We start from the raw sequence: 19,846 nt of genomic DNA, 5'->3' as shown, positions 1-19,846 counted from the left end.
GCACGCTCCTCGATCTGCCATACCAAGGGTCGGCAGACCATACCGCAGTGCCGCGCCCCCTGACCCTCCCCGGGACCTGACCTCTTGATCGATAAACCTCTGACGACGTTGTCATCGCCCTGTGCGGGGGGATTCACGGCGGCGGGGGCGCCCTGTGCCGTCCACAGGGCGCCCCCGGGGTGCGGCGGCCCGCCTCAGCCGGTGCCGGCGTTGAGGAAGATGCCGCCGTCCACGACGAGCGTCTGGCCGGTGACCCAGTCCGACTGCTCGGAGGTGAGGAACGCGGCCGCGCCGCCGATGTCGGAGGGCACGCCGAGCCGCCCGAGCGGGTAGGCCGCGGCGGCCTCCTCCTCGCGCCCCTCGTACAGGGCCTGGGCGAACTTGGTCTTCACCACGGCGGGGGCGATCGCGTTGACCCGCACCCTGGGCGCGAACTCGTGCGCGAGCTGCACCGTCAGGTTGATCATCGCCGCCTTGCTGACGCCGTACGCGCCGATGAACGGCGAGGGCGACAGGCCCGCGACGGAGGCGATGTTGACGATCGCGCCGCCGTTGTCCTTCTGCCAGGCGTGCCAGGTCTTCTGGGCGAAGCCCAGCGCCGAGACGACGTTGGTCTCGAAGACCTTGCGCGCCACGTTCAGGTCGAGGTCGGCCATCGGCCCGAACACCGGGTTGGTGCCGGCGTTGTTGACCAGGAAGTCGACGCGGCCGAAGGCCTCCATCGCCCGCTCGACGGCGACGGCCTGGTGGGCCTCGTCGTGCGCCTTGCCGGCCACGTGGACCGCGCGGTCGGCGCCGAGCCTGTCGACGGCCTCCTTGAGGGCGTCCTCGTTGCGGCCGGTGATGACGACGCGGTCGCCGCGCGCGACGAGCGCCTCGGCGACGCCGTAGCCGATGCCGCGGCTGGCGCCCGTGACGAGGGCGACCTTGCCGGAGAGTTCCACGGAAGTCATGTTCCCCGTCCCTTAGTCGAGCGGTCCGCCGGCCACGTACAGCACCTGGCCGGAGACGAACCCGGCGGCCTCGCCGGTGAAGAAGGCGATGGCGTTGGCGATGTCGTCCGGCTCGCCGACCCGGGCGACCGGGATCTGGGTGGCGGCGGCGGCCTTGAAGTCCTCGAAGCCCATGCCGACGCGCTCGGCGGTGGCCTTGGTCATCTCCGTGGCGATGAAGCCGGGGGCGACGGCGTTGGCGGTGACGCCGAACTTGCCGAGCTCCTTGGCGAGGGTCTTGGTGAAGCCCTGCAGACCGGCCTTGGCGGCGGAGTAGTTGACCTGGCCGCGGTTGCCGAGCGCGGAGGAGGAGGACAGGTTGACGATCCGGCCGAAGCCCGCGTCGACCATGTGCTTCTGGCACGCCCTGGACATCAGGAAGGCGCCGCGCAGGTGCACGTTCATGACGGTGTCCCAGTCGGAGACGCTCATTTTGAACAGCAGGTTGTCGCGCAGCACGCCCGCGTTGTTGACCAGGATGGTCGGCGCGCCGAGCTCCTCGGTGATCCGTGCGACGGCCGCCTCGACCTGTGCCTCGTCGGAGACGTCGCAGCCGACCGCGACGGCCCTGCCCCCGGCGGCGGTGATCTTCTCGACGGTGTCCTTGCAGGCGGCCTCGTCGAGGTCGAGCACGGCGACCGCGCGGCCCTCGGCGGCCAGTCGTACGGCGGTGGCGGCGCCGATGCCGCGCGCGGCACCGGTGACGACGGCGACCCGCTGCTCAGTGGTGGACATGACTCGTTCTCCTCGGGTGAGCGACCGCTTAGTACCTTCAGTGGGTGTGACGCTAGAAGCCCTGGCACGCGGTGTCAACGGCCGGGCGCGGCATGTGATCCATCACCCGCGCCGACCTGCCCGGCGCAGGGCCGCGGACCACCCGAACGGCCCACGAGCGCGGGCAGCCGCCGTCCGCGCCGCCCTAGCGTCGGAGCGCGAGCCACTCGTGGCCGGAAAGGAGGCGCACCATGCGCCGTCGCACCGGTGTCATCGGCACGCTGTTCGCGATCGCCGCGATCGTGCCCTTGTCCGCCCCCGCTCATGCCCAGCCCGACCGGGACTGCCGCGATTTCGCCTTCCAGGAGGACGCGCAGGCCGTGTTCGACGCGGATCCGACGGATCCGCACCGACTGGACGAGGACCGGGGACCCGACGACGGCATCGCCTGCGAGGCGCTGCCGCGCCGCGACCAGGGCATCATCTCCCCCACGGCCCCCGTGCGGCCGTCTCCGGCCGTGACCGCCACACCGACCAGCGCGGCCCCGGGCACGCCCGGCGTCACCACCCCGACGCCCAGCGCCTCCCCCGCCGCCACCCCGTCCCAGGGGGTGCGCGGCGGCGTGGGCGGCGCGGTGGCCTCGGGACCGAGCGACTGGGACGTCGGCCTGGGCCTGACGTTCGCAGCGGGTGCCTCGCTCATGGCCGGTTACCTGCTCCGGCGCCGGCGCCGGCGCTGACCGCCGGGTCCGGCCCGCGCGCGGCTACCGCACCAGCAGGTCCAGCAACCGCTCCGTCTCCGCCGCCGGATCCGTGGTCAGGCCCGTGTGGACGGGGCCGGGCTGGACGATCGTGGAGCGGGGGGCGACGAGCCAGCGGAAGCGGCGGCCGGGGTCGTCGGCCGCCGCCTGCCCCGCCGCGGTGCCGCCCGCGCAGACGCCCTCCACCGCGCGCAGGGCGGCCCGGACCCCGGCCACGTCCGCCTGCGGGTCGAGGGCGAGCAGCCGGGCCTCGTCCAGGTGGGTGCGCGCGCCGACGTAGGCCTCGGCGCGGCAGTAGACGAGGACGCCCGCGTTGATGCACTCGCCGCGTTCGACGCGCGGCACGACGCGCAGGACGGCGTACTCGTAGACCTGGCGGTCGCGCGGCCCGCCCTTGATGATGTGCCGGTCGCTCACTTGATCCCCTGGATGCGGTCGTGGATGACGGCGGCCCGGGCGAGCAGCGGTCGCGCGTAGGCCCGCCGCAGGTCGTCCGGCGCGTCGAAGCCGGGCTCGTCCGCGAGCCAGGCGTCCGGGACGCAGGCCGTGACGCCGGCGAGGAGTTGCTCGGTGACGCGGGGCGCCAGCTCGGCCGCCGCGGCGCGGATGTCCGGTGCGAAGGGGGCGAGCGCGTGGTCGGAGGCGTCGTACGGGCGGCCCGCCGAGGTTTCGGCGCCGGGCCAGTTGTGGTGCCAGATCACGGTCGCCCCGTGGTCGACGAGCCACAGTTCGCCCCGCCACATCAGCAGGTTGGGGTTGCGCCAGGACCGGTCGACGTTGTTGACCAGCGCGTCGAACCAGACGATCCGGCCGGCCTCCTCGGGGCTCACCCGGAAGGCGAGCGGGTCGAAGCCGAGCGCGCCGGAGAGGAAGTCCATGCCGAGGTTGGTGCCGCCGCTGGACCTCAGCAGGCTCTGCACCTGCTCGTCGGGTTCGCCCAGCCCCAGCTCGGCGTCGAGTTCGACGGTCACCAGGCGCGGCACCCGCAGCCCGAGCCGGCGCGCCAGTTCCCCGCAGACCACCTCGGCGACGAGCGTCTTGCGGCCCTGCCCCGCGCCGGTGAACTTCAGGACGTACGTCCCGAGGTCGTCGGCCTCGACCAGGCCCGGCAGCGAACCGCCCTCGCGCAGCGGCGTGATGAAGCGGGTCGCGATCACTTCCTTGAGCATCGCCCCAGGTTACTGACGCATCGGCCGGCCCCCGCACCGGCACCGCGGCGGCGGGCGGGAGACAGCCGGCGAACCGACAGCGAACCGACAGCGAGGTTTTATGCTCAGCTGCCTCCGGCCGGGTGAGGATTTCGGCACCGTCTGAACAGGCGGTCCGCCGGGGCCGTACCTCCCGGCAGTTCCTCGAAACCCTCCCGAAGGGAAACGCCAGTATGACCAGCGCATCGCTCCAGCCCGCATCGGGTCCCGCCCGCCGTACCGTCGTGGCGGCGGCCGGAGCGGCGGGTCTCGCCGTCGCGCTGACCGCGTGCGGAGGCTCGGACGACGGCTCGTCCGGTTCCGCGGACTCCTCCGGCACCGCCCAGGGCGACCAGGGGGCGGGCAGCACCCCGTCGAGCGGAGGGGGCGACGCCGCGGGCGGCGGCGCGCTCGCGTCGACGGCGGACATCCCCGAGGGCGGCGGCAAGGTCTTCGCCGACCGGAAGGTGGTCGTCACGCAGCCGACCGCGGGTGAGTTCAAGGCGTTCTCGGCCATCTGCACCCATCAGGGCTGCGCGGTGAAGAGCATCGCCGACGGTGTCATCAACTGCCCCTGTCACAACAGCAACTTCTCCATCGCCGACGGCAGTGTGAAGAGCGGTCCGGCGACCAAGCCGCTGCCCGAGATGAAGATCACCGTCGACGGGGACTCGATCACGCTCGCCTGAGCCCGTCGCATGGACGCGTGAAGCACGCCAGCACCTCGTCCGTGGTCGCGACCGTGGCGACCAGCGCGAGGGTGTGGCGGATCATCGCGGGGGTGTAGTCGGACGGCACTCCCGCGATGGCGTCGGCCGGGACGACGGCGGTGTAGCCGCGGTTCACGGCGTCGAACACGGCGTTGGGGACCGCCACGTTGGCCGACACCCCGGTGACGACCAGCGTGCGGCACCCCAGGTTGCGCAGCAGTGGGTCGACGTCGGTGCCCTGCAGCGGCGACAGCCCGTGCAGGCGCCGTACGACGAGGTCCTGCGCGGTGACCTCGATCGGGGCGGCCACGCGCACCGCCGGCGTGCCGGACAGCTGCTGGACGGGCAGCCGTTCGGCGGCGCGGAAGAGGCGGGCGTTGCGGCTCGCGCCGCGCCCGTCGGGGCGGCGCTCGGCGACGGCGTGGACGACCTGGACGCCCGCTTCGTGGGCGGCGGCCACGAGCCGGGCGATGTTGCCGAGCACCCCGCCGGAGCGTGCCGCGGCGGCGAGTTCGGGCAGCGCGCTGTGCCGTCCGACGACGCCTTCCTGGCACTCGACGGTGAGCAGCGCGGTGGTCGGTGGGTCGAGGAGCTCGCTGAGCGCTTGGTACGAGGGCACGGCTTCCCCCTGTCGCCGGCGACCGGTCGGGCGAGCGTAGCCACCGTTGCGCGCGGACGGAAGACGACCCATGCTTTTCTGGCGTGATGTCAGAGGATCTCCTCTGACACGACGTGAGAGAAGGAAAGAGGGGGAGCATGACCGTCACGCAGCAGCGCCGGGGCCGGAAGATCATGATGACGCCGGGCGAGCTGGACGATTTCCTCACCACGCAGCGCACCTGCCGGGTGGCCACGGTCTCGGCCGACGGCGCCCCGCACGTGAGCACGCTGTGGTTCGCCTGGGACGGCACCTCGATGTGGCTGTACTCGGTCGTGCGTTCCAAGCGCTGGGCCGACCTGCGGCGCGATCCGCGCGTCGCGATCGTGGTCGACACCGGTGAGGAGTACGACGAGCTGCGCGGCGCCGAGTTGTCGGGCACCGTCGAGTTCGTCGGCGAGATCCCGCGCACGGGCGAGCTGCGGGCCGAACTCGACGTGCCCGAGACGCTGTTCGCGCGGAAGAACTTCGGCCTGGAGGAGATGCCGCACGACGGCCGGCACGCCTGGCTGCGGCTGACCCCGCGGAAGATCGTCTCCTGGGACTTCCGCAAGCTGGCCGGGCAGTAGGCCCCGGCCGCGTCAGCCGACGCTCCGGCCCGCCGCCCGCAGGGCCTCGACCGCGGCCCGGATCGACGGACGGCGGTCGGCGTCCGCGCGCCAGACGACGTACACGTGGCGCCGGACCCGCTGGGTCACCGGGACCGTCACCACCCCGTCGGGCACCGGGTGGCGGCCCAGCAGCGGCGCGATGCACACCCCGAGGCCCGCGGCGACCAGCCCGAGCTGCGTGTGGGCCTCGGCCGCGCGGTGGCCGACGATGGGCTCGATGCCCTTCGAGCGGAGCGTGAACATCAGCCACTCGTGGCAGAACTCGCCGTCGCCCCAGGTGATCCACTCGTCGTCGGCGAACTCGCCGAGGTCCACCTCCTCGCGCCCGGCGAGCCGATGGCCCGCCGGCATCGCCACGTCGGCCGGGTCGTCCAGGATCGACGCCTTGACCAGGCCCTCGGGCAGCGCCATCGGCTTGTTGTACCAGTCGAGCACCACGGCGAGGTCCAGGTCGCCGCGCACGACTCGGGCGATGCCCTGTTCCGGTTCCAGCTCGCAGGAGCGCAGCCGCAGCCCCGGGTGCCGCTCGCGCAGGGCGGACAGCGCCTGCGGGAACAGACCGCGGGCGGCGGTCGGGAACGCCGCCAGGCGCAGCTCGCCGACGACCTGCCCGCGCTGCGCCTCCAGGTCGGACTGGGCCAGTTCCACCTGGGACAGGATCCGTGCCGCGTGCTCGGCGAGCAGCCGGCCCGCGTCGGTGAGCCGCACGCCCCTGCCGTTCCTGGCGAGGAGTTGCTGACCGACCTCACGCTCCAGCTTGGACAGCTGCTGGGAGACGGCTGAGGTCGTGATGTGCAGGCCCTCGGCCGCACCGCTGACCGAGCCGTGCCGGGCGAGGGCGTCGAGGGTGCGCAGGCGCTCCAGAGACAACATGTAAGCAATGCTACGCAATACCGGGTGCGAATTCTCGATTGTGCTACGAGATCCGGTCTCGCATCGTGGTGTCCATGACCACCGTCACCACCTCGCCCGGCCGGGCCGCCACCGTCCCGCCCACGCCCTCGCGCCGCCGCCTCGACTGGCGCCTGCGGTTCGCCGCCCTGTCCCTGATCTGGGGCTTCAGCTTCCTCCTGATCAAGGTGGGCACCGAGGGGTACGCCCCGTTCCAGGTGACGCTCGGCCGGCTGGTGTTCGGCACGGCCGTGCTGGCCGCCGCGATGGCGGTCCGGCGCGAGCGACTGCCGCGCGGCGCCCGCACCTGGGGTCATCTGGCGGTCGCCGCGTTCCTGCTCAACGCCCTGCCGTTCTCCCTGTTCGCCTACGCGGAGCTGACGATCCCGTCCACGCTGGCGGGCATCTGCAACGCGACCTCGCCGCTGTGGGGCATGGCCCTGTCGCTGGTCGCCCTGTCGGAGGACCGCCCGACCCGGGTGCGGGTGGCGGGGCTCGGGCTGGGCTTCCTGGGTGTGCTGACCGTGCTGGGCGCCTGGCAGGGCTTCGACGGCCTGGACGCCACGGGCACGTCGCTGGCCCTGCTGGGTTCCCTCAGCTACCCGGTCGGCTGGATCTACGTCCGCCGCACCCTGGCCGGCACCGCCCACTCGCACCTGTCCATGACCGGCGCGCAGCTGCTGGTGGCGACGGCCCAACTGGCCGTGGTCACCCCGCTGTTCACGACCCCGCCCGCCGGCCTGCCCGCCGTGCCGCTGCTGGCCGTCGCCGCCCTGGGCGCCCTGGGCACCGGCCTCGCGGTGCTCCTCCAGTACGGCCTGGTCGCCGAGGTCGGCCCGACGACCGCCCAGATGGTCACCTACTTCGTCCCCGTCATCGCCACGGCCGCGGGCGTGGCGCTCCTGGGCGAGTCCCTCGCCTGGTCGACCCCGGTCGGGGCGGTGATCGTCCTGGCGGGGGCGGCGCTGACGCAGGTGCGGCCGAAGCCCCGGGCGGTTCCTCAGCCGTAGCTGCGCTGCGGGGCCGGACCGAGGGCCGAGGCGATCGCCTCGGCCAGGGCCTCGGCGTCCCGCTCCGTGAGCGTCGAGACGGTGACCCTGATGCCGGGCGGCGCGCTCATCCGGAAGCGGGCGCCGGGCGCCACGGCCCAGCCGGCGTGCAGCAGCCGCGCGACCGCTCCCGTCTCGTCCGGTACCGGCACCCACACGTTCATGCCGCTGCGCCCGTGCGCCGCGACACCGCGCCGGCCGAGCGCGCCGATCAGCGCCTCCCGCCGCCGCCCGTACGCCGCCGCCACCTCCCGCGTGTCGACCGCGCCGTCGTCCCAGAGGCGCACCAGGGCCCGTTGCATCAACCGGCTCACCCAGCCGGGCCCGAGCCGCTGCCGGCCGCGGACCCGGTCGACGGTGACGGCGTCCCCGGTGAGCAGGGCGAGGCGCAGATCGGGGCCGTAGGCCTTGGCGGCCGAGCGGACGAACGCCCAGTGCCGGGTGGCCCCGGCCAGCGGACGGAGGGGAACGTCGACGATGCCGTGGCCGTGGTCGTCCTCGACGAGCAGGACCTCCGGGTGCGCGCGGAGCAGGGACCGCAGCGCACGCGCGCGCGGACCGCTCACCGCCGCGCCGGTGGGGTTCTGCGCCCGGTCGGTGACGATCAGGGCACGCACCCCCGCTTCCAGTGCCCGGCGCACGTCGTCCGGACGCGGCCCCTCGTCGTCGACGCCGACGGGCACGGTCCGCAGTCCGAGCGCCGGCACGAGATCCAGGGTGCGGCCCCAGCCGGGGTCCTCGACGGCGACGGTGTCACCGGGCTTGAGGTGGGCCGCCAGCACCCGCTCGACCCCGTCCAGGGCACCGGAGACCACGGCGAGCGGGCCGTCCGGGACGCCGTCGGCGTCGAAACCGGCACGGGTGATCCGGGCCAGCCGCGGGTCCAGCGGCTCGGCCCCGTAGAGCACGGGCGCGCGGTCGCCCTCGGCGGCGGCGGCCGCGAACGCGCCGGCGAGCGGCGGCAGCAGGGCGGGGTCCGGGTTGCCGCTCGCCACGTCCCGCACACCCTCGGGGACGTCGATTCGGATGTGGTCCCGGCCGGTCGTGGCCGGCGCGGGCCGCACCCGGCTGCCGCGCCGGCCCGCGGTCTCGATGACACCCCGCTCCCGCAGGGTCCGGTAGGCGGCCGCGACCGTGTTGGGATTCACCCCCAGCCGCTCCGCCAACTCCCGCATGGGCGGCAGCAGTTGCCCCGGCCGCAGCGCACCGGCGCCCACCGCCCGCTCCACACTCGCGGAGATGTCCGCCGCGCGACGCCCACTGACCGGATAGTCTCCTAGCACAAAACACATTATGCACTAGTACAAAAGGAGCGCCATGCAGGGGACCACCGGGACGCCGTCGCAGCCCGCGACCGCCTACCCGCCGACCGACCGCACCGTTCCCACCCGGTCCCCCGACCGGGCCTCCTACGACCGGGAACTGGTGCACGCGATACTCGACGAGTCCTACGTCTGCCACCTCGGCTTCGTCCGCGACGGCGCGCCCGTCGTGCTGCCCACGCTGTACGCCCGGGTCGGCGAGCTGCTCTACGTGCACGGCTCGACGGGTTCGCGCCCGCTGCGGGCGGCCGGCCAGGCCGACCCGGGCCTGCCGGTCTGTCTGACGGTCACCCACGTCGACGGCCTGGTCCTGGCCCGCTCGGCCTTCCACCACTCGATCAACTACCGCTCCGTGGTGGTGCACGGCGTCGCCCGGGACGTGACGGACCCGGAGGAGAAGCGCCGCGCCCTGGACGCCCTGGTCGACCATGTCGTCCCCGGCCGCTCGGCGGACTCCCGGCCGGCCAACAAGAAGGAGCTCGCCGCCACGGCCGTGCTCCGCCTGGAACTCGACGAGGTCTCCGCCAAGCTCCGCACCGGCGGCGTCAACGACGAGCCGGAGGACCTCGCCCTCCCGCACTGGGCCGGGGTCGTCCCGGTCCGGAAGACCTACGGCACCCCCCTCCCCGACCCCGCGCTGGCCGCCGGCACGGAGCTGCCCGACTACCTCCGGGGCAGGTGACCCCTAGGGGCGCAGGGAACTGCGCGAGCGGCCGGCGGCCTGCCGCGGCCGCCGCCGGACGAGCACCACCCGTTCCCGCGGCGTGCGCGCCTCCCCCACGGCGAGTCCCGCCACCGATCCCAGCAGCAACAGGGTTCCGGCCACCGTCGCCGGCGTCAGCCGCTCACCGAGCAGCACGACGGCGAGCACCGCCGCGCTCACCGGTTCCAGCAGCATGATCACCGACACGGTGGCGGACCGGACCACGGCCGCGCCCGCGAAGTAGAGGCCGTAGGCGAGCGCGGTGGGCACGGCGGCGACGTACCCCAGCAGGGCCAGCAGCAGCCCGGGCTCGGCGGTGTGCGGCACCAGCCCTTCGGCGAGCGCGAACGGCAGCAGGCACAGGCTGGTCACGGCGAACGCCTCGACGGTCGTCCGGGAGGCGTCGGCCGCGCCGTCCCGGCCCCACCGCCGGGTGAGCAGCGTCATCACGCTGTATCCGGCCGCCGACAGCAGGGCCAGCAGCACACCCGCGGGGCGTACGGTCGCGCCACCGCCGCCCAGGACCAGGACGCCGAGCCCGGCGAGGGCCCCCGCGACGGCGGCCACCCCGCCCCGGCCCAGGCGTTCGGCCAGGGTCAGCCGCGCGCCGAGCGCGATGAGCACGGGCCCGGCGCCCAGGGTCACGACCGTGGCGACGGCGAGGCCCGTCGCGGAGACGGCCGCGAAGTAGGCCGTCTGGAACACCGCGAGCCCGAGCCCGGTGACAGCGGCCCGCACGGCCCTGCGGCGAAGCGGCTCGGGTGCGGCGGTCGCGGTGCGCGGCCGCAGCAGGCGTACGGCCAGCAGGAGCACGAGACCGGCGGCGCAGCGCCAGAACGACAGGGCGACGGGCCCCAGGTCACTGGCCCGGTAGACCAGGGAGGCGGCCGCGCCCGCGGTGCCCCAGGCGGCACCGGCGACGATCAGATACAGAAGGCCTCGCCCGATGGGCAGGCCGGAGGCGGTGTTCGACACGTGTTCTCTCCGCAGACGCGCACGGCGCGCGGCGCCTCTGGGGCGGCGGCGGTGCGCGGAAGTTCGGGAAGGGCCCCGGATCGGACGCGATCAGCGGGGTCCGCGGACTTCGTCTGCGGGCAGCACCGTTCGGCCCGGCGGCGAGAGCGCCGGGCGCGGATTCCGGAGGGCCCGCCTTCAGGCGGCCGGAGGCGGGAGAACGCGTGCGTTCGAAGGCATGATCGACACCTTATGCGCTGGTTCCGCGCCGGGACAATTCCTTTTCCGGGCCGCCGCTCGCCAGCGGCTGCCCGGAGGACTTGGCGGGCGTGGAGGACTGCGCGATGAAGGCGCCCACCAGCACGATCACCCCACCGGTGAGTTGCGGCGCCGACAGGTGCTCGCCGAGCAGCACCCACGCCAGGACCGTGGCGATGACCGCTTCCAGACAGGCCACGACCCCGGCGACCTGCGGGGAGAGCCGGCGCACGGAGATCACGCCGGTGACGTACGCGACGACCGTGGCGACGAGGACGATCCAGGCGAGCAGGGCCAGGGCGGGGACGGGCGTGCCGTCCATGCGCGCGGTACCGGTCAGCACGGGCCAGTCCATGCTCCACGGCCGGGCGACGACGGTGAGCACGGCGGCGCCGACGAGCAGGCCGTAGGCGATGACGCCGAGCGGGTCGGGCGCCTCGTCGCCGGCGTCGCTGCCCTGGTCGGACAGGACGAAGTAGCCGACCTGGCAGCAGGCCGCGCCGAGCGCGAGCAGCAGCCCCAGGGCGTCGAAGCGCAGGCCCGACCAGACCTCGACCACGCAGGCGAGTCCCCCGACGGCGAGCACGACGCCGACCGCGGCGGCACGCGTCACGGGCCGCCGCTGCACGAACCGCACCCAGCCCAGCACCAGCGCGGGCGCCAGGTACTCGATGAGCAGCGCCACGCCCACGGGGATACGGGACAGCGCCGCGAAGTAGCAGGCCTGCACCCCCGCGACGGCGAGCAGCCCGAAGCCCGCGAGCAGTCCGGGGCGGCGGCGCAGCAGCCCGCGGTGGCGCACGGCGAGCGGCAGCATCACCAGGGCCGCCCCGGCCACCCTCAGCCACACCACGTGCAGCGGGTCCAGGCCCGCCTCGATCAGCGGTTTGGCCGCGACACCGGATCCGCCGAAGGCGACGGCGGACAGGAGCGCCAGACTCAGGCCCATCCCCTTGCCGCGCCCGCCCGCTCTGCTGTCAGACGTAGACACCGGCCCATGATGACAGGCCATGACAGGAGCGTCACCCTCTATGGCACCTGTCTCACTGCCTGGACGGCCGCGCGTTCCGCAACCGCCCGGGAGCGCTCAGTGGGTGGCTTCGCCGTACTCCTCCGTGGCACCGGAGAAGCCGTCGAGGCGGGCGGACACCGCGCGCGGGTCGATGCCGGCCCGTTCGAGCACCTCGACCGCGCGGGTCTGCGGGTCCACGACGATCGCCGCGAGCAGGTCGGTGCCGCGCGCCGGTCCGCCACGCCCGGCGGCGCGGGCGCGGGCGTACTCCATCGAGGCCGAGGCCAGCGGTGAGAAGCCGGCGCTCCCGCTCGCCACGGGGACGGCCCCGGAGTCCTCGACGCCGCTCTGCCAGCGCAGGCCGTAGCCGATGCTGCGCTGGACGAGGTAACCGAGCAGCCGCGCCAGCTGCGGCCCGTCACCGACGACGGCCCGGGTCTCCGGATCGGACTCCAGCAGGGAGTGGAGCAGGTGGGCGGTGTCGACCTGCCGGTCCCCGTCCCTCACCGCCCTGCGGCGGGCGCCGCCGATCACCGACGCCAGCTCGTCACTGAGCCCGGCATCGTCGTCCGCGCGGTGGACGCCGTGCTCAGGGGCCGACTGCCGGGGGATACGGGGTTGCACATCCCCTACCCCACCAGTCCCGCGGACGCGGGGCATCCTCGGCGGGAAGCATCTTCGCGTCCCACGGGAAGTGGACGTGGCCGACCCGATCTCCTCCTTACGGAGGACATCAGGCCGTTCACCTCGCGGGACGCCGACGACCCGGCGCGTCGCCGCGCGGGCCGGCCGGCCGGCGGCCCGGGACGGACGAGCGCCCCCGGAGCGTTCCTCCGGGGGCGCCTGCGGCACGCGGGGCGTGGGCGACAGGGTGCCGCCCCTCAGTCCTCGTCGGCGAGGATCAGATACAGCTTCTTGCGGGCTTCGTTGATGACGCCGAGCGCCTTCTCCCGCTGCTCCTTGCTGCCGGTCTTCCAGACCTGGCCGAAGGCCTCCATCAGACCGAAGCCGGCCTGGCGGATCTCACCGAGGGCTTCCCAGTCGACCCCGCGCGAGGCCTCTTCCCAGGGCGCCTCGGGGCCCTCGCCGGCGGCGGCGCGGCCGGCCTCGGTGAGCGAGAACAGCTTCTTGCCGCCCTCGGACTCACTGATGATCAGGCCCTCGTCCTCCAGCAGCTGCAGGGTGGGGTACACCGACCCGGGGCTCGGCTTCCACGCGCCGCCGCTGCGTTCGGCGATCTCCTGGATCATCTCGTAGCCGTGCATCGGCCGGTCCTTCAGCAGGGCCAGGATCGAGGCCCGGACATCACCGCGCCGCGCCCTCCCCCTGGGGCCGCCGCGCCCCCGGCCGCCCCAGGGGCCGGGACCGAAGCCCGGACCACCGGGCCCTCCCCAGCCGGGGCCGCCGGGGCCGAACGGCCCGAAGGCCGCGCGCAGGCTCTCGAAGCCGCCCCGGCCGTGCCGCGGTCCGCCGTGACCGTGGCCGTACTCGAATCCATGGGTACGCATCGCCACCACTCCATTCCATCGTTGATCTGTCGCGATGCTTCAACGATATATCGGTAGGTGGGGTACGGCAAGACCCGGTCCGCCCCCCGGTTCCGGGTCCGGGGCCCCCGGGACCGGTCCAGGACTCGCCGATTGGCCTTGGCCCGCGGCTTCACCGAGGCCCTAGCTTCGGGACATGCGGATCCGAATCGTCGACGCCTTCACCGATCGCCCCTTCTCCGGCAACCCGGCCGGCGTCCTGCTCCTGGACGGCGCGGGCACCTTCCCGGACGACACCTGGCTGCAGCGCGTCGCCCAGGAGGTCAACCACGCCGAGACGGCCTTCGCCCACCCCCTCCCCCCGGGCGGAGAGGCGGACTGGGCGCTGCGCTGGTTCACGCCGGCCACGGAGGTCGCGATGTGCGGCCACGCGACCCTGGCCACCGCCCACGTCCTGCACACCACGGGTGTCCACGGCGGACCGGTGCGGTTCGCCACCCGCAGCGGCGTCCTCGTCGCCACACCGGCGGACGACGGCTCGCTCACGCTGGACTTCCCGACGGCCCCGCTCACCCGGGTCGACCCGCCCGCCGGCCTCGCCGGGGCACTGGGCACCGAGCCGCTCACCGCCCACGACACCGGCCCGCACGTCGGGGACCTGCTGGTCGAGGTGGCGGACGAGAAGACGGTGCACGCCCTCGCCCCGGACCTCCGGGCCCTGGCCGCCCACTCCGAGCGCGGTGTCATCGCCACGGCCCGCGCCGATGACCCGGACGAGGGCTACGACTTCGTCTCGCGCTGCTTCTTCCCGAACGTCGGCATCGACGAGGACCCCGTCACCGGCAGCGCCCACACCGCGCTCGCCCCGTTCTGGTCCGGCCGCCTCGGCCGGACCCGCCTCACCGGTCTCCAGGCGTCGCCCCGCTCGGGGCGCGTCCGCACGGAGCTGCGCGGCGACCGCACCCTGCTGACCGGGCGGGCGGTCACCGTCATCGACGGCGAGCTGCTGGCCTGAGACGGACGAAGGGGCGTACGCCGCCGTACGTCCCTGTCCCACCCGCGTCTCACGCCGTCGGCAGCCACCCCACCTTGCCCGCCAGCAGCGCGTAGCCCACGAACGCCCCGATGTCGAGCAGCGAGTGGGCCACCACGAGCGGACCGACACGGCCCCAGCGGCGGTAGAGGTGGACGAAGACGACGCCCATGACCAGGTTGCCGATGAACCCGCCGATGCCCTGGTACAGGTGGTAGGAGCCGCGCAGGAGGGAACTGCCCACCAGCGCGGCCGCCGGCGTCCAGCCCAGCTGGCCCATGCGGCGCAGCAGGTAGCCGACGACGATCACTTCCTCCAGTACGGCGTTCTGGATCGCGGAGAGGATCAGCACGGGGTACTTCCACCACACGTCCGGCAGCGCCTCGGGCACCACGGTGAGGTTGAACCCGAGCCCGCGGGCGGCCAGGTAGAAGGCGATACCGGTGCTGCCGACGACCGCCGCGATCGCCGCCCCGCGACCGAGGTCGGGCCAGGGGCGGGTGCGGTCGAAGCCGATCGTGCGCAGGCTCGCCCGCTCGCGCAGCAGGAAGTGCGCGACGAGCGCGACGGGCACCAGGGCCGTGGTGATCCCGAAGAGCTGCCAGGCCAGGTCGAGCCAGGGGCGGCCGGGGGCGGCCGAGGCGTTCATCGTGGCCGCCTGGTCCTTCAGGCCGCCCGGCTTGGTCACCGACCCGATGAAGCTGATCAGCGCGGAGACGCCGCTCGCGCCCAGCGACAGCGCGAGGACCAGCAGGGTCTCGTCGCGGAGCGTCCGCCGCGAGAGCCCCTGCTGGGGAATGGAACCGTCCACCGGGCTCGCCTCCGCCTGCACGCCTGCCTCCACTTCACCGACCTGTCGGATCAGTATGGCGGCAGCGGATCCTCACCCCGCGGGGGCCTCAGCCCAGCGAGACCGGCTCCGGCAGCCCCACCGGCCAGCTGTGCACGGGGTCCCCCTTGTGCATCAGCTCGCGGTAGCGCCGGGTCGTGGCGGCCAGCGCCTCCTCCCGGCCGAGGCCGGCGTCGAGGGCCTTGTGGAAGGTCGCGGACTGCCAGGTCGCCCCGTTCGTCCGGCGCCGGCAGCGCTCCTCGATCACGCCCAGGTACAGGTCGCGGTCGGCCGGCTCGACGCCCCAGGCGTCCAGCCCGGCCTCGGCGAGCGGCAGCAGCTCGTCGCGGACCAGACTCACCGCGTCGACCTCGGCGGTCCCGCCGTGCCGGCCGCGCCGGGGCCAGGTGAAGCGGGCCTCGATGCCGTCCTTGCACGCCGCGTCGAAGTTGGCCGCGGCCGCCTCGAAGGGCAGCCGGGTCCACACCGGCCGGGCCTCCTCGGCGAGGGCGCGGACGACGCCGTAGTAGAAGGCGGCGTTGGCGACGACGTCGACGACGGTGGGCCCGGCGGGCAGGACGCGGTTCTCCACGCGCAGGTGCGGGACGCCGTCGGCGACGCCGTAGACGGGGCGGTTCCAGCGGTAGATGGTGCCGTTGTGCAGGACGAGTTCCGAGAGCGCCGGTGTGCCGCCCCGGTGGATCACCTCCAACGGGTCCTCGTCGTCGCAGATCGGCAGCAACGCCGGGTAGTAGCGCAGGTTCTCCTCGAAGAGGTCGTACGCCGAGTCGACCCAGCGCTCCCCGAACCACGTGCGCGGGCGGACGCCCTGGGCCTGCAGCTCGGGCGGGCGGGTGTCGGTCGACTGCTGGAACAGCGGGGGCCGCGACTCGCGCCACAGCTCTCGGCCGAACAGGAACGGCGAGTTGGCGCCGACCGCGATCTGCGCGGCGGCGACCGCCTGGGCCGCGTTCCACACGTCGGCGAACCGGGCCGGGGTGACCTGGAGGTGCAGTTGCACCGAGGTGCAGGCGGCCTCGGGCGCGATCGACTTCGAGGTGCACGTGAGGTGCTCGACGCCGTCGATGTCGAGGGTGAACTCCTCGCCCCGCGCGGCCACGATCTGGTCGTTGAGGAGCGTGTAGCGGTCGACGTCGGAGAGGTTCGACGACACCAGGTCGTCCCGGTCGAGCGTCGGCAGGATGCCGATCATCACGATTCCGGCGTCGACCTCACCGGCCTTCCGGTCGGCATACGCCAGCGACGTACGGAGTTCCTCCGCCAGTCGGTCGAATACGCGACCCCCCAGACGGTGTGGAGGGATGTTCACTTCCAGGTTGAACATGGCGAGTTCTGTTTGGAAATCGCGACTCGCGATCCGCTCCAGGACTTGCCCGTTCAACATTTTCGGCATGCCGTCGGCACCCGCCAGATTCAATTCGATCTCAAGCCCCATGAGGTTCTTGGGGCGATCGAACTGCTTCTCCGCCAGGAGTCGCTCCAGACCCGTCAGGCACTGACGGAGCTTGTCGCGGTAGCGCTGGCGATCGGACAGGTCGAACCGCCCTGCCACGACCTTCTCCCCCATCGAAGCGTCCCTCCTTGGATGATGCGGGCCGGGATCCGGCTGCCGGGGTCCCGGTCAGGTGGAGGATGCCCAGCGAAAGCGATCGATAACGTCCCGATCGGCCTCGACGGCCGCTACGCTGGCCCTCTGTGACCGGTGGCACATTCACCCGGCATGGCGCACAGGACAGGTTTCGGGTACTGCGAACTCGTGAAAAACGCCGACAAGAATGGGCCGACCGGCTCGCGGACATTCACCGAGGTCATCGCCGCACACCACCGCCTGGAATCGGGATTATTCTCGCATATCGCCGACCGAATGTACCCTTGTTCTACTCACCGGAAACGGCTAGGCGAAACACAGTCCGAACCCGTGTCGTATAAACTCCGCGAACAAGGCAGAAGGTTGGCGCCCACGGTCGCGGGGCCCTGCCGCCGACGCGACGTTCGGCGGATCCCACCCCCCTCTCGTTCACGACCCCGGTCCCTGCCTCTCTGTCCCCCGTGAGCTGACAGCGCCGTCCGCCCCCGCCCTCGCGCCACCGTGCCTTTGAATGAGAGGCGACCCACCATGCCGCTGCATGCCCCTCCGGCTCCCGCGCCCGCACTGCGCTCCGTCCTGACTGCGCTCTCCTCTCCCACCGCGGTCCGCGAAGCCCGAACTCCCGCCCTGCTCCGCAGCCAGGGGCCCGCCACTCCCGAGCTCCCCCTGCCCGTCCACGTCCTCGACCGGGTCACCGCCGAGGGCGTTGCCGCCACCCGGCTGACCGGGTGGCGTTTCCTGATCCGCTGCGGCGACCGCGCCGTGGCCGCGGCGGAGACCATGCTGACTCCCGACGGCTGGGCCTTCTCGCACTTCTTCGAGGGCCCCTACATCACCTCCACCGAGCGCGCCCTGCGCCAGGCCGAGGCGATGTCCCAGCCGTACCAGCCCCGGCTGCTGTCGGTGCCCAGCCTGTACATGCTGACGCTCTGGCTGCACGAGGACAGCGCCGCGGACGGCGCCGCCGGCCACCCCGCCGCCACCGACCTGCTCGTCCCGCTGGCACCCGCGCCTCCTGGCATCGCGGCCCACCGCCCGCACCGCGTCGCCGAACTCCTCCCGGTGCTGACCCACCGGGCGACTCCCACGAGACTGCTCGGCTCACCCGCCTGAAACGTCCGCCGGAGAACTCCTCACCGACCCCGTCGCCGCATTCCGGCAGCGGGGTCGGCTCCTGCCCACCCCTCGATCGCTCGTGCGAGCACCGAATGGCTCGTACGAGCCGGGGGGCCCTCGGCCCCGAGCGGACTAGCCCCATCCGGCCATTGCGAACCACCCGAAGTGACAGCCCAGTTGGGATGAACCGTCCGCGCGGGTGATGCGTCATGAACCTATGAGAAGCGGTGCGGCGAAATCCCTGCGGAACGACGCCCGTGGGGCAACACTGGGTTCCGACGACCTATCACAACGGGGGGCGGCCATGAACGACACTTCTAGCCGCGGAACAGACACGACGACCGACTCATCGAACTCCCTCACATCGTCCACCACGACGCAGCGAAAGATCCCGCCCATGTGCCAGCACCAGACACCGTGCCCGTCCGCCGACTCCCCCGACCGGGACTCCGCCCGCCTCGTGGCGCACCACCCGGAGCAGGGCTGGAGCCTGCTGTGCAACGGCGTGCTGCTCTTCGAGGACACCGGTGAGCTCCTGCCCGACGGCAGGATCATCGCCCCGCACCGTCCGCTCGCGGGCAGCCAGGTGATGACGGCGGCCTGAGCGGACGCCGGGGCGGGACCGGGATCCCGCCCGCAGACATGAGGGGCCGGCCGCAGGAGACGCTGCGCACCGGCCCCGACGCGTGCCCGGGCCCGGTCACTCCTCGTCACCGGCGGCGACGCCCGTTCCCCGCCCGCGGCTTCACAGGGATGCGCGCTTTCCGGAAGACTCCTGGACGTTCCGCGGTCACCGTCGACGGAGGTGGGGGCAGTGCCGGCACGTGAGGCCGACGCCGAGGGCAGGGTCACGATCACCGAGATCGCCCGGCGGGCCGGTGTGTCCGTACCGACCGTGTCCCGGGTCGTCAACGGCCGTTCCGACGTCTCCCCGCAGACCCGGGCCCGCGTCGAGGACCTGCTGCGCCGGCACGGTTACCGCAGGCGCCCGGCGGCGCCGGGCACCCGGGCGGCGCTGCTCGACCTGGTCTTCAACAGTCTCGACAGCCCTTGGGCCGTGGAGATCATCCGCGGCGTCGAGGAGGTCGCGCACGCGGCCGGGGTGGGCACGGTGGTCTCGGCCCTCCACGGCCGGTCCGGGGACGCGCGCGAGTGGATGCGCAACCTGCGGGCCCGCGCCTCCGACGGCGTCATCCTCGTCACCTCGGCGCTGGAGCCGACGCTCCACGAGGAACTGCGGATCCTCGGCGTGCCGCTGGTGGTCGTCGACCCGGCGGGCTCCCCCGCCCTGGACGCGCCCACCATCGGCGCCGCGAACTGGTCGGGCGGCCTGGCCGCCACCGAGCACCTGCTGTCCCTCGGGCACCGCCGGATCGGCCTGATCGCGGGGCCGCCGCGGCTGCTGTGCTCCCGGGCCCGGCTGGACGGCTACCACGCGGCCCTGGAGGGCGCCGGCCTCGCCCCCGACGGGTCCCTCGTCGTCCCCGGAGACTTCCGCCCCGAGTCCGGCTTCACCGCCTGCAACGCCCTGCTCGACCTGCCCGAACCGCCGACCGCGGTGTTCGCGGCCAGCGACCAGATGGCCCTCGGCGCCATCGAGGCCCTGCGCCGGCGCGGGCTGCGGGTGCCGCAGGACATGAGCGTGGTCGGATTCGACGACCTGCCGGAAGTCCGCTGGTCGTCCCCACCGCTGACGACGGTCCGCCAGCCCTTGGCCGACATGGGCAAGCTGGCCGCACGCACGGTGCTCCGCCTCACCCAGGGCGACCACCCCGACTCCCCCCGGGTGGAGCTGGGCACCCACCTGGTGACCCGTTCGAGCACGGCCCCACCACCCCGCCCCTGACGAACCCACCCCCGCCGCGACCGGGCCCGAACCGCGGGGGTGGCCGAAACGGACGGAGCTGCGCCTCGAACGCACCGCACCGCGCCCTCATTCTCAGCGGAGGG

At 73.6% G+C, this 19,846-nt stretch carries 22 protein-coding genes; 9 read left to right on the top strand and 13 right to left on the bottom strand.

Annotated features, from left to right (window positions below; genetic code table 11):
- Positions 1-194: 194 nt before the first annotated feature.
- Both AC07DA_RS23190 and fabG read right to left on the bottom strand, forming a co-directional pair.
- Complete coding sequence (locus tag AC07DA_RS23190; protein ID WP_479130078.1) at positions 195-953, bottom strand: SDR family oxidoreductase; 759 nt, start codon at positions 951-953, stop codon at positions 195-197.
- Positions 954-965: 12 nt separating this feature from the next.
- On the bottom strand, positions 966-1,727 hold the full coding sequence (gene fabG, locus AC07DA_RS23185; protein WP_479130077.1) for a 3-oxoacyl-ACP reductase FabG: 762 nt from the start codon (positions 1,725-1,727) through the stop codon (positions 966-968).
- Between the two features lie 230 nt (positions 1,728-1,957).
- On the opposite strand from fabG, the gene AC07DA_RS23180 reads away from it, so the two are divergent.
- Entirely contained in the window at positions 1,958-2,446 is a 489-nt protein-coding gene (locus AC07DA_RS23180) for an excalibur calcium-binding protein (RefSeq protein ID WP_479130076.1), read from the top strand.
- Between the two features lie 24 nt (positions 2,447-2,470).
- Here AC07DA_RS23180 and AC07DA_RS23175 read toward each other — a convergent pair whose 3' ends face one another.
- Positions 2,471-2,884, bottom strand: a complete 414-nt coding sequence (locus tag AC07DA_RS23175; protein ID WP_479130075.1) for a DUF3037 domain-containing protein — start codon at positions 2,882-2,884, stop codon at positions 2,471-2,473.
- Positions 2,881-3,636, bottom strand: a complete 756-nt coding sequence (locus AC07DA_RS23170; protein ID WP_479130074.1) for a HipA family kinase — start codon at positions 3,634-3,636, stop codon at positions 2,881-2,883. The genes AC07DA_RS23175 and AC07DA_RS23170 overlap by 4 nt, the downstream gene beginning before the upstream one ends.
- A 212-nt stretch (positions 3,637-3,848) precedes the next feature.
- Here AC07DA_RS23170 and AC07DA_RS23165 point away from each other — a divergent pair, with 212 nt between their 5' ends.
- Positions 3,849-4,343: a Rieske (2Fe-2S) protein gene (locus AC07DA_RS23165; protein ID WP_479130073.1), complete on the top strand. Its 495-nt coding sequence runs from the start codon at positions 3,849-3,851 to the stop codon at positions 4,341-4,343.
- Here the strand turns inward: AC07DA_RS23165 and AC07DA_RS23160 are convergent.
- Positions 4,330-4,983, bottom strand: a complete 654-nt coding sequence (locus AC07DA_RS23160) for a cysteine hydrolase family protein (protein ID WP_479130072.1) — start codon at positions 4,981-4,983, stop codon at positions 4,330-4,332. The two genes, AC07DA_RS23165 and AC07DA_RS23160, sit on opposite strands and share 14 nt — an antisense overlap.
- A 137-nt stretch (positions 4,984-5,120) precedes the next feature.
- On the opposite strand from AC07DA_RS23160, the gene AC07DA_RS23155 reads away from it, so the two are divergent.
- Positions 5,121-5,591 (top strand): pyridoxamine 5'-phosphate oxidase family protein, encoded by a 471-nt coding sequence (locus AC07DA_RS23155; RefSeq protein ID WP_479130070.1) that lies wholly within the window; start codon positions 5,121-5,123, stop codon positions 5,589-5,591.
- A gap of 12 nt (positions 5,592-5,603) precedes the next feature.
- On the opposite strand, the gene AC07DA_RS23150 is transcribed toward AC07DA_RS23155, so the two are convergent.
- Positions 5,604-6,506: a LysR family transcriptional regulator gene (locus AC07DA_RS23150; protein ID WP_479130068.1), complete on the bottom strand. Its 903-nt coding sequence runs from the start codon at positions 6,504-6,506 to the stop codon at positions 5,604-5,606.
- A gap of 74 nt (positions 6,507-6,580) precedes the next feature.
- Between AC07DA_RS23150 and AC07DA_RS23145 the strand changes: the two genes are divergently transcribed.
- Positions 6,581-7,534, top strand: a complete 954-nt coding sequence (locus tag AC07DA_RS23145) for a DMT family transporter (RefSeq protein ID WP_479130067.1) — start codon at positions 6,581-6,583, stop codon at positions 7,532-7,534.
- Here the strand turns inward: AC07DA_RS23145 and AC07DA_RS23140 are convergent.
- Positions 7,525-8,856, bottom strand: a complete 1,332-nt coding sequence (locus AC07DA_RS23140; protein WP_479130065.1) for an aminotransferase class I/II-fold pyridoxal phosphate-dependent enzyme — start codon at positions 8,854-8,856, stop codon at positions 7,525-7,527. The genes AC07DA_RS23145 and AC07DA_RS23140 overlap by 10 nt on opposite strands.
- Before the next feature lie 34 nt (positions 8,857-8,890).
- Here AC07DA_RS23140 and AC07DA_RS23135 point away from each other — a divergent pair, with 34 nt between their 5' ends.
- Positions 8,891-9,577 (top strand): pyridoxamine 5'-phosphate oxidase family protein, encoded by a 687-nt coding sequence (locus AC07DA_RS23135; protein ID WP_479130063.1) that lies wholly within the window; start codon positions 8,891-8,893, stop codon positions 9,575-9,577.
- A 3-nt stretch (positions 9,578-9,580) separates the two neighbouring features.
- On the opposite strand, the gene AC07DA_RS23130 is transcribed toward AC07DA_RS23135, so the two are convergent.
- The 4 genes from AC07DA_RS23130 to AC07DA_RS23115 all read right to left on the bottom strand — a co-directional run bounded on the left by AC07DA_RS23130 (position 9,581) and on the right by AC07DA_RS23115 (position 13,330).
- Positions 9,581-10,573, bottom strand: coding sequence for a DMT family transporter (locus AC07DA_RS23130; RefSeq protein ID WP_479130061.1), 993 nt, complete (start codon positions 10,571-10,573; stop codon positions 9,581-9,583).
- 229 nt (positions 10,574-10,802) lie between these two features.
- On the bottom strand, positions 10,803-11,822 hold the full coding sequence (locus AC07DA_RS23125; RefSeq protein WP_479130060.1) for an EamA family transporter: 1,020 nt from the start codon (positions 11,820-11,822) through the stop codon (positions 10,803-10,805).
- A gap of 75 nt (positions 11,823-11,897) precedes the next feature.
- The gene (locus AC07DA_RS23120; RefSeq protein ID WP_479130059.1) at positions 11,898-12,446 is read right to left on the bottom strand and encodes a Clp protease N-terminal domain-containing protein; all 549 of its coding nucleotides are present in this window, start codon (positions 12,444-12,446) and stop codon (positions 11,898-11,900) included.
- A gap of 257 nt (positions 12,447-12,703) precedes the next feature.
- Positions 12,704-13,330 (bottom strand): PadR family transcriptional regulator, encoded by a 627-nt coding sequence (locus AC07DA_RS23115; RefSeq protein WP_479130058.1) that lies wholly within the window; start codon positions 13,328-13,330, stop codon positions 12,704-12,706.
- Positions 13,331-13,505: 175 nt separating this feature from the next.
- Between AC07DA_RS23115 and AC07DA_RS23110 the strand changes: the two genes are divergently transcribed.
- The gene (locus tag AC07DA_RS23110; protein WP_479130057.1) at positions 13,506-14,324 is read left to right on the top strand and encodes a PhzF family phenazine biosynthesis protein; all 819 of its coding nucleotides are present in this window, start codon (positions 13,506-13,508) and stop codon (positions 14,322-14,324) included.
- A 49-nt stretch (positions 14,325-14,373) separates the two neighbouring features.
- Here AC07DA_RS23110 and AC07DA_RS23105 read toward each other — a convergent pair whose 3' ends face one another.
- Positions 14,374-15,174 carry a CPBP family intramembrane glutamic endopeptidase gene (locus AC07DA_RS23105; RefSeq protein ID WP_479130056.1) on the bottom strand — a complete coding sequence of 267 codons (801 nt, stop codon included), beginning with the start codon at positions 15,172-15,174 and terminating at the stop codon, positions 14,374-14,376.
- A gap of 67 nt (positions 15,175-15,241) precedes the next feature.
- A complete protein-coding gene (locus AC07DA_RS23100) occupies positions 15,242-16,759 on the bottom strand; it encodes a glutamate-cysteine ligase family protein (protein ID WP_479130055.1) in 1,518 nt (505 codons plus the stop codon).
- A gap of 549 nt (positions 16,760-17,308) precedes the next feature.
- Between AC07DA_RS23100 and AC07DA_RS23095 the strand changes: the two genes are divergently transcribed.
- From AC07DA_RS23095 to AC07DA_RS23085, 3 genes are all read left to right on the top strand, one after another.
- Positions 17,309-17,893 (top strand): hypothetical protein, encoded by a 585-nt coding sequence (locus tag AC07DA_RS23095; RefSeq protein ID WP_479130054.1) that lies wholly within the window; start codon positions 17,309-17,311, stop codon positions 17,891-17,893.
- Positions 17,894-18,293: 400 nt separating this feature from the next.
- Positions 18,294-18,500 carry a DUF5999 family protein gene (locus tag AC07DA_RS23090; RefSeq protein ID WP_479130053.1) on the top strand — a complete coding sequence of 69 codons (207 nt, stop codon included), beginning with the start codon at positions 18,294-18,296 and terminating at the stop codon, positions 18,498-18,500.
- Between the two features lie 210 nt (positions 18,501-18,710).
- A complete protein-coding gene (locus tag AC07DA_RS23085) occupies positions 18,711-19,742 on the top strand; it encodes a LacI family DNA-binding transcriptional regulator (RefSeq protein WP_479130052.1) in 1,032 nt (343 codons plus the stop codon).
- The last annotated feature ends 104 nt before the right edge of the window (positions 19,743-19,846 follow it).

This window comes from Streptomyces sp. NPDC044921 (genome assembly GCF_056432865.1).
The sequence above is the reverse complement of the archived record's forward strand: the minus strand, read 5'-3'. Positions and strand labels throughout refer to the sequence as shown.

Coding starts and splice junctions, on each gene's coding strand:
- AC07DA_RS23190 (WP_479130078.1), bottom strand. CDS start 953: ATGACTTCCGTGGAACTCTCCGGCAAGGTCGCCCTCGTCACGGGCGCC.
- fabG (WP_479130077.1), bottom strand. CDS start 1,727: ATGTCCACCACTGAGCAGCGGGTCGCCGTCGTCACCGGTGCCGCGCGC.
- AC07DA_RS23180 (WP_479130076.1), top strand. CDS start 1,958: ATGCGCCGTCGCACCGGTGTCATCGGCACGCTGTTCGCGATCGCCGCG.
- AC07DA_RS23170 (WP_479130074.1), bottom strand. CDS start 3,636: ATGCTCAAGGAAGTGATCGCGACCCGCTTCATCACGCCGCTGCGCGAG.
- AC07DA_RS23165 (WP_479130073.1), top strand. CDS start 3,849: ATGACCAGCGCATCGCTCCAGCCCGCATCGGGTCCCGCCCGCCGTACC.
- AC07DA_RS23155 (WP_479130070.1), top strand. CDS start 5,121: ATGACCGTCACGCAGCAGCGCCGGGGCCGGAAGATCATGATGACGCCG.
- AC07DA_RS23150 (WP_479130068.1), bottom strand. CDS start 6,506: ATGTTGTCTCTGGAGCGCCTGCGCACCCTCGACGCCCTCGCCCGGCAC.
- AC07DA_RS23145 (WP_479130067.1), top strand. CDS start 6,581: ATGACCACCGTCACCACCTCGCCCGGCCGGGCCGCCACCGTCCCGCCC.
- AC07DA_RS23135 (WP_479130063.1), top strand. CDS start 8,891: ATGCAGGGGACCACCGGGACGCCGTCGCAGCCCGCGACCGCCTACCCG.
- AC07DA_RS23125 (WP_479130060.1), bottom strand. CDS start 11,822: ATGGCCTGTCATCATGGGCCGGTGTCTACGTCTGACAGCAGAGCGGGC.
- AC07DA_RS23115 (WP_479130058.1), bottom strand. CDS start 13,330: ATGCGTACCCATGGATTCGAGTACGGCCACGGTCACGGCGGACCGCGG.
- AC07DA_RS23110 (WP_479130057.1), top strand. CDS start 13,506: ATGCGGATCCGAATCGTCGACGCCTTCACCGATCGCCCCTTCTCCGGC.
- AC07DA_RS23100 (WP_479130055.1), bottom strand. CDS start 16,759: ATGGGGGAGAAGGTCGTGGCAGGGCGGTTCGACCTGTCCGATCGCCAG.
- AC07DA_RS23095 (WP_479130054.1), top strand. CDS start 17,309: ATGCCGCTGCATGCCCCTCCGGCTCCCGCGCCCGCACTGCGCTCCGTC.
- AC07DA_RS23090 (WP_479130053.1), top strand. CDS start 18,294: ATGTGCCAGCACCAGACACCGTGCCCGTCCGCCGACTCCCCCGACCGG.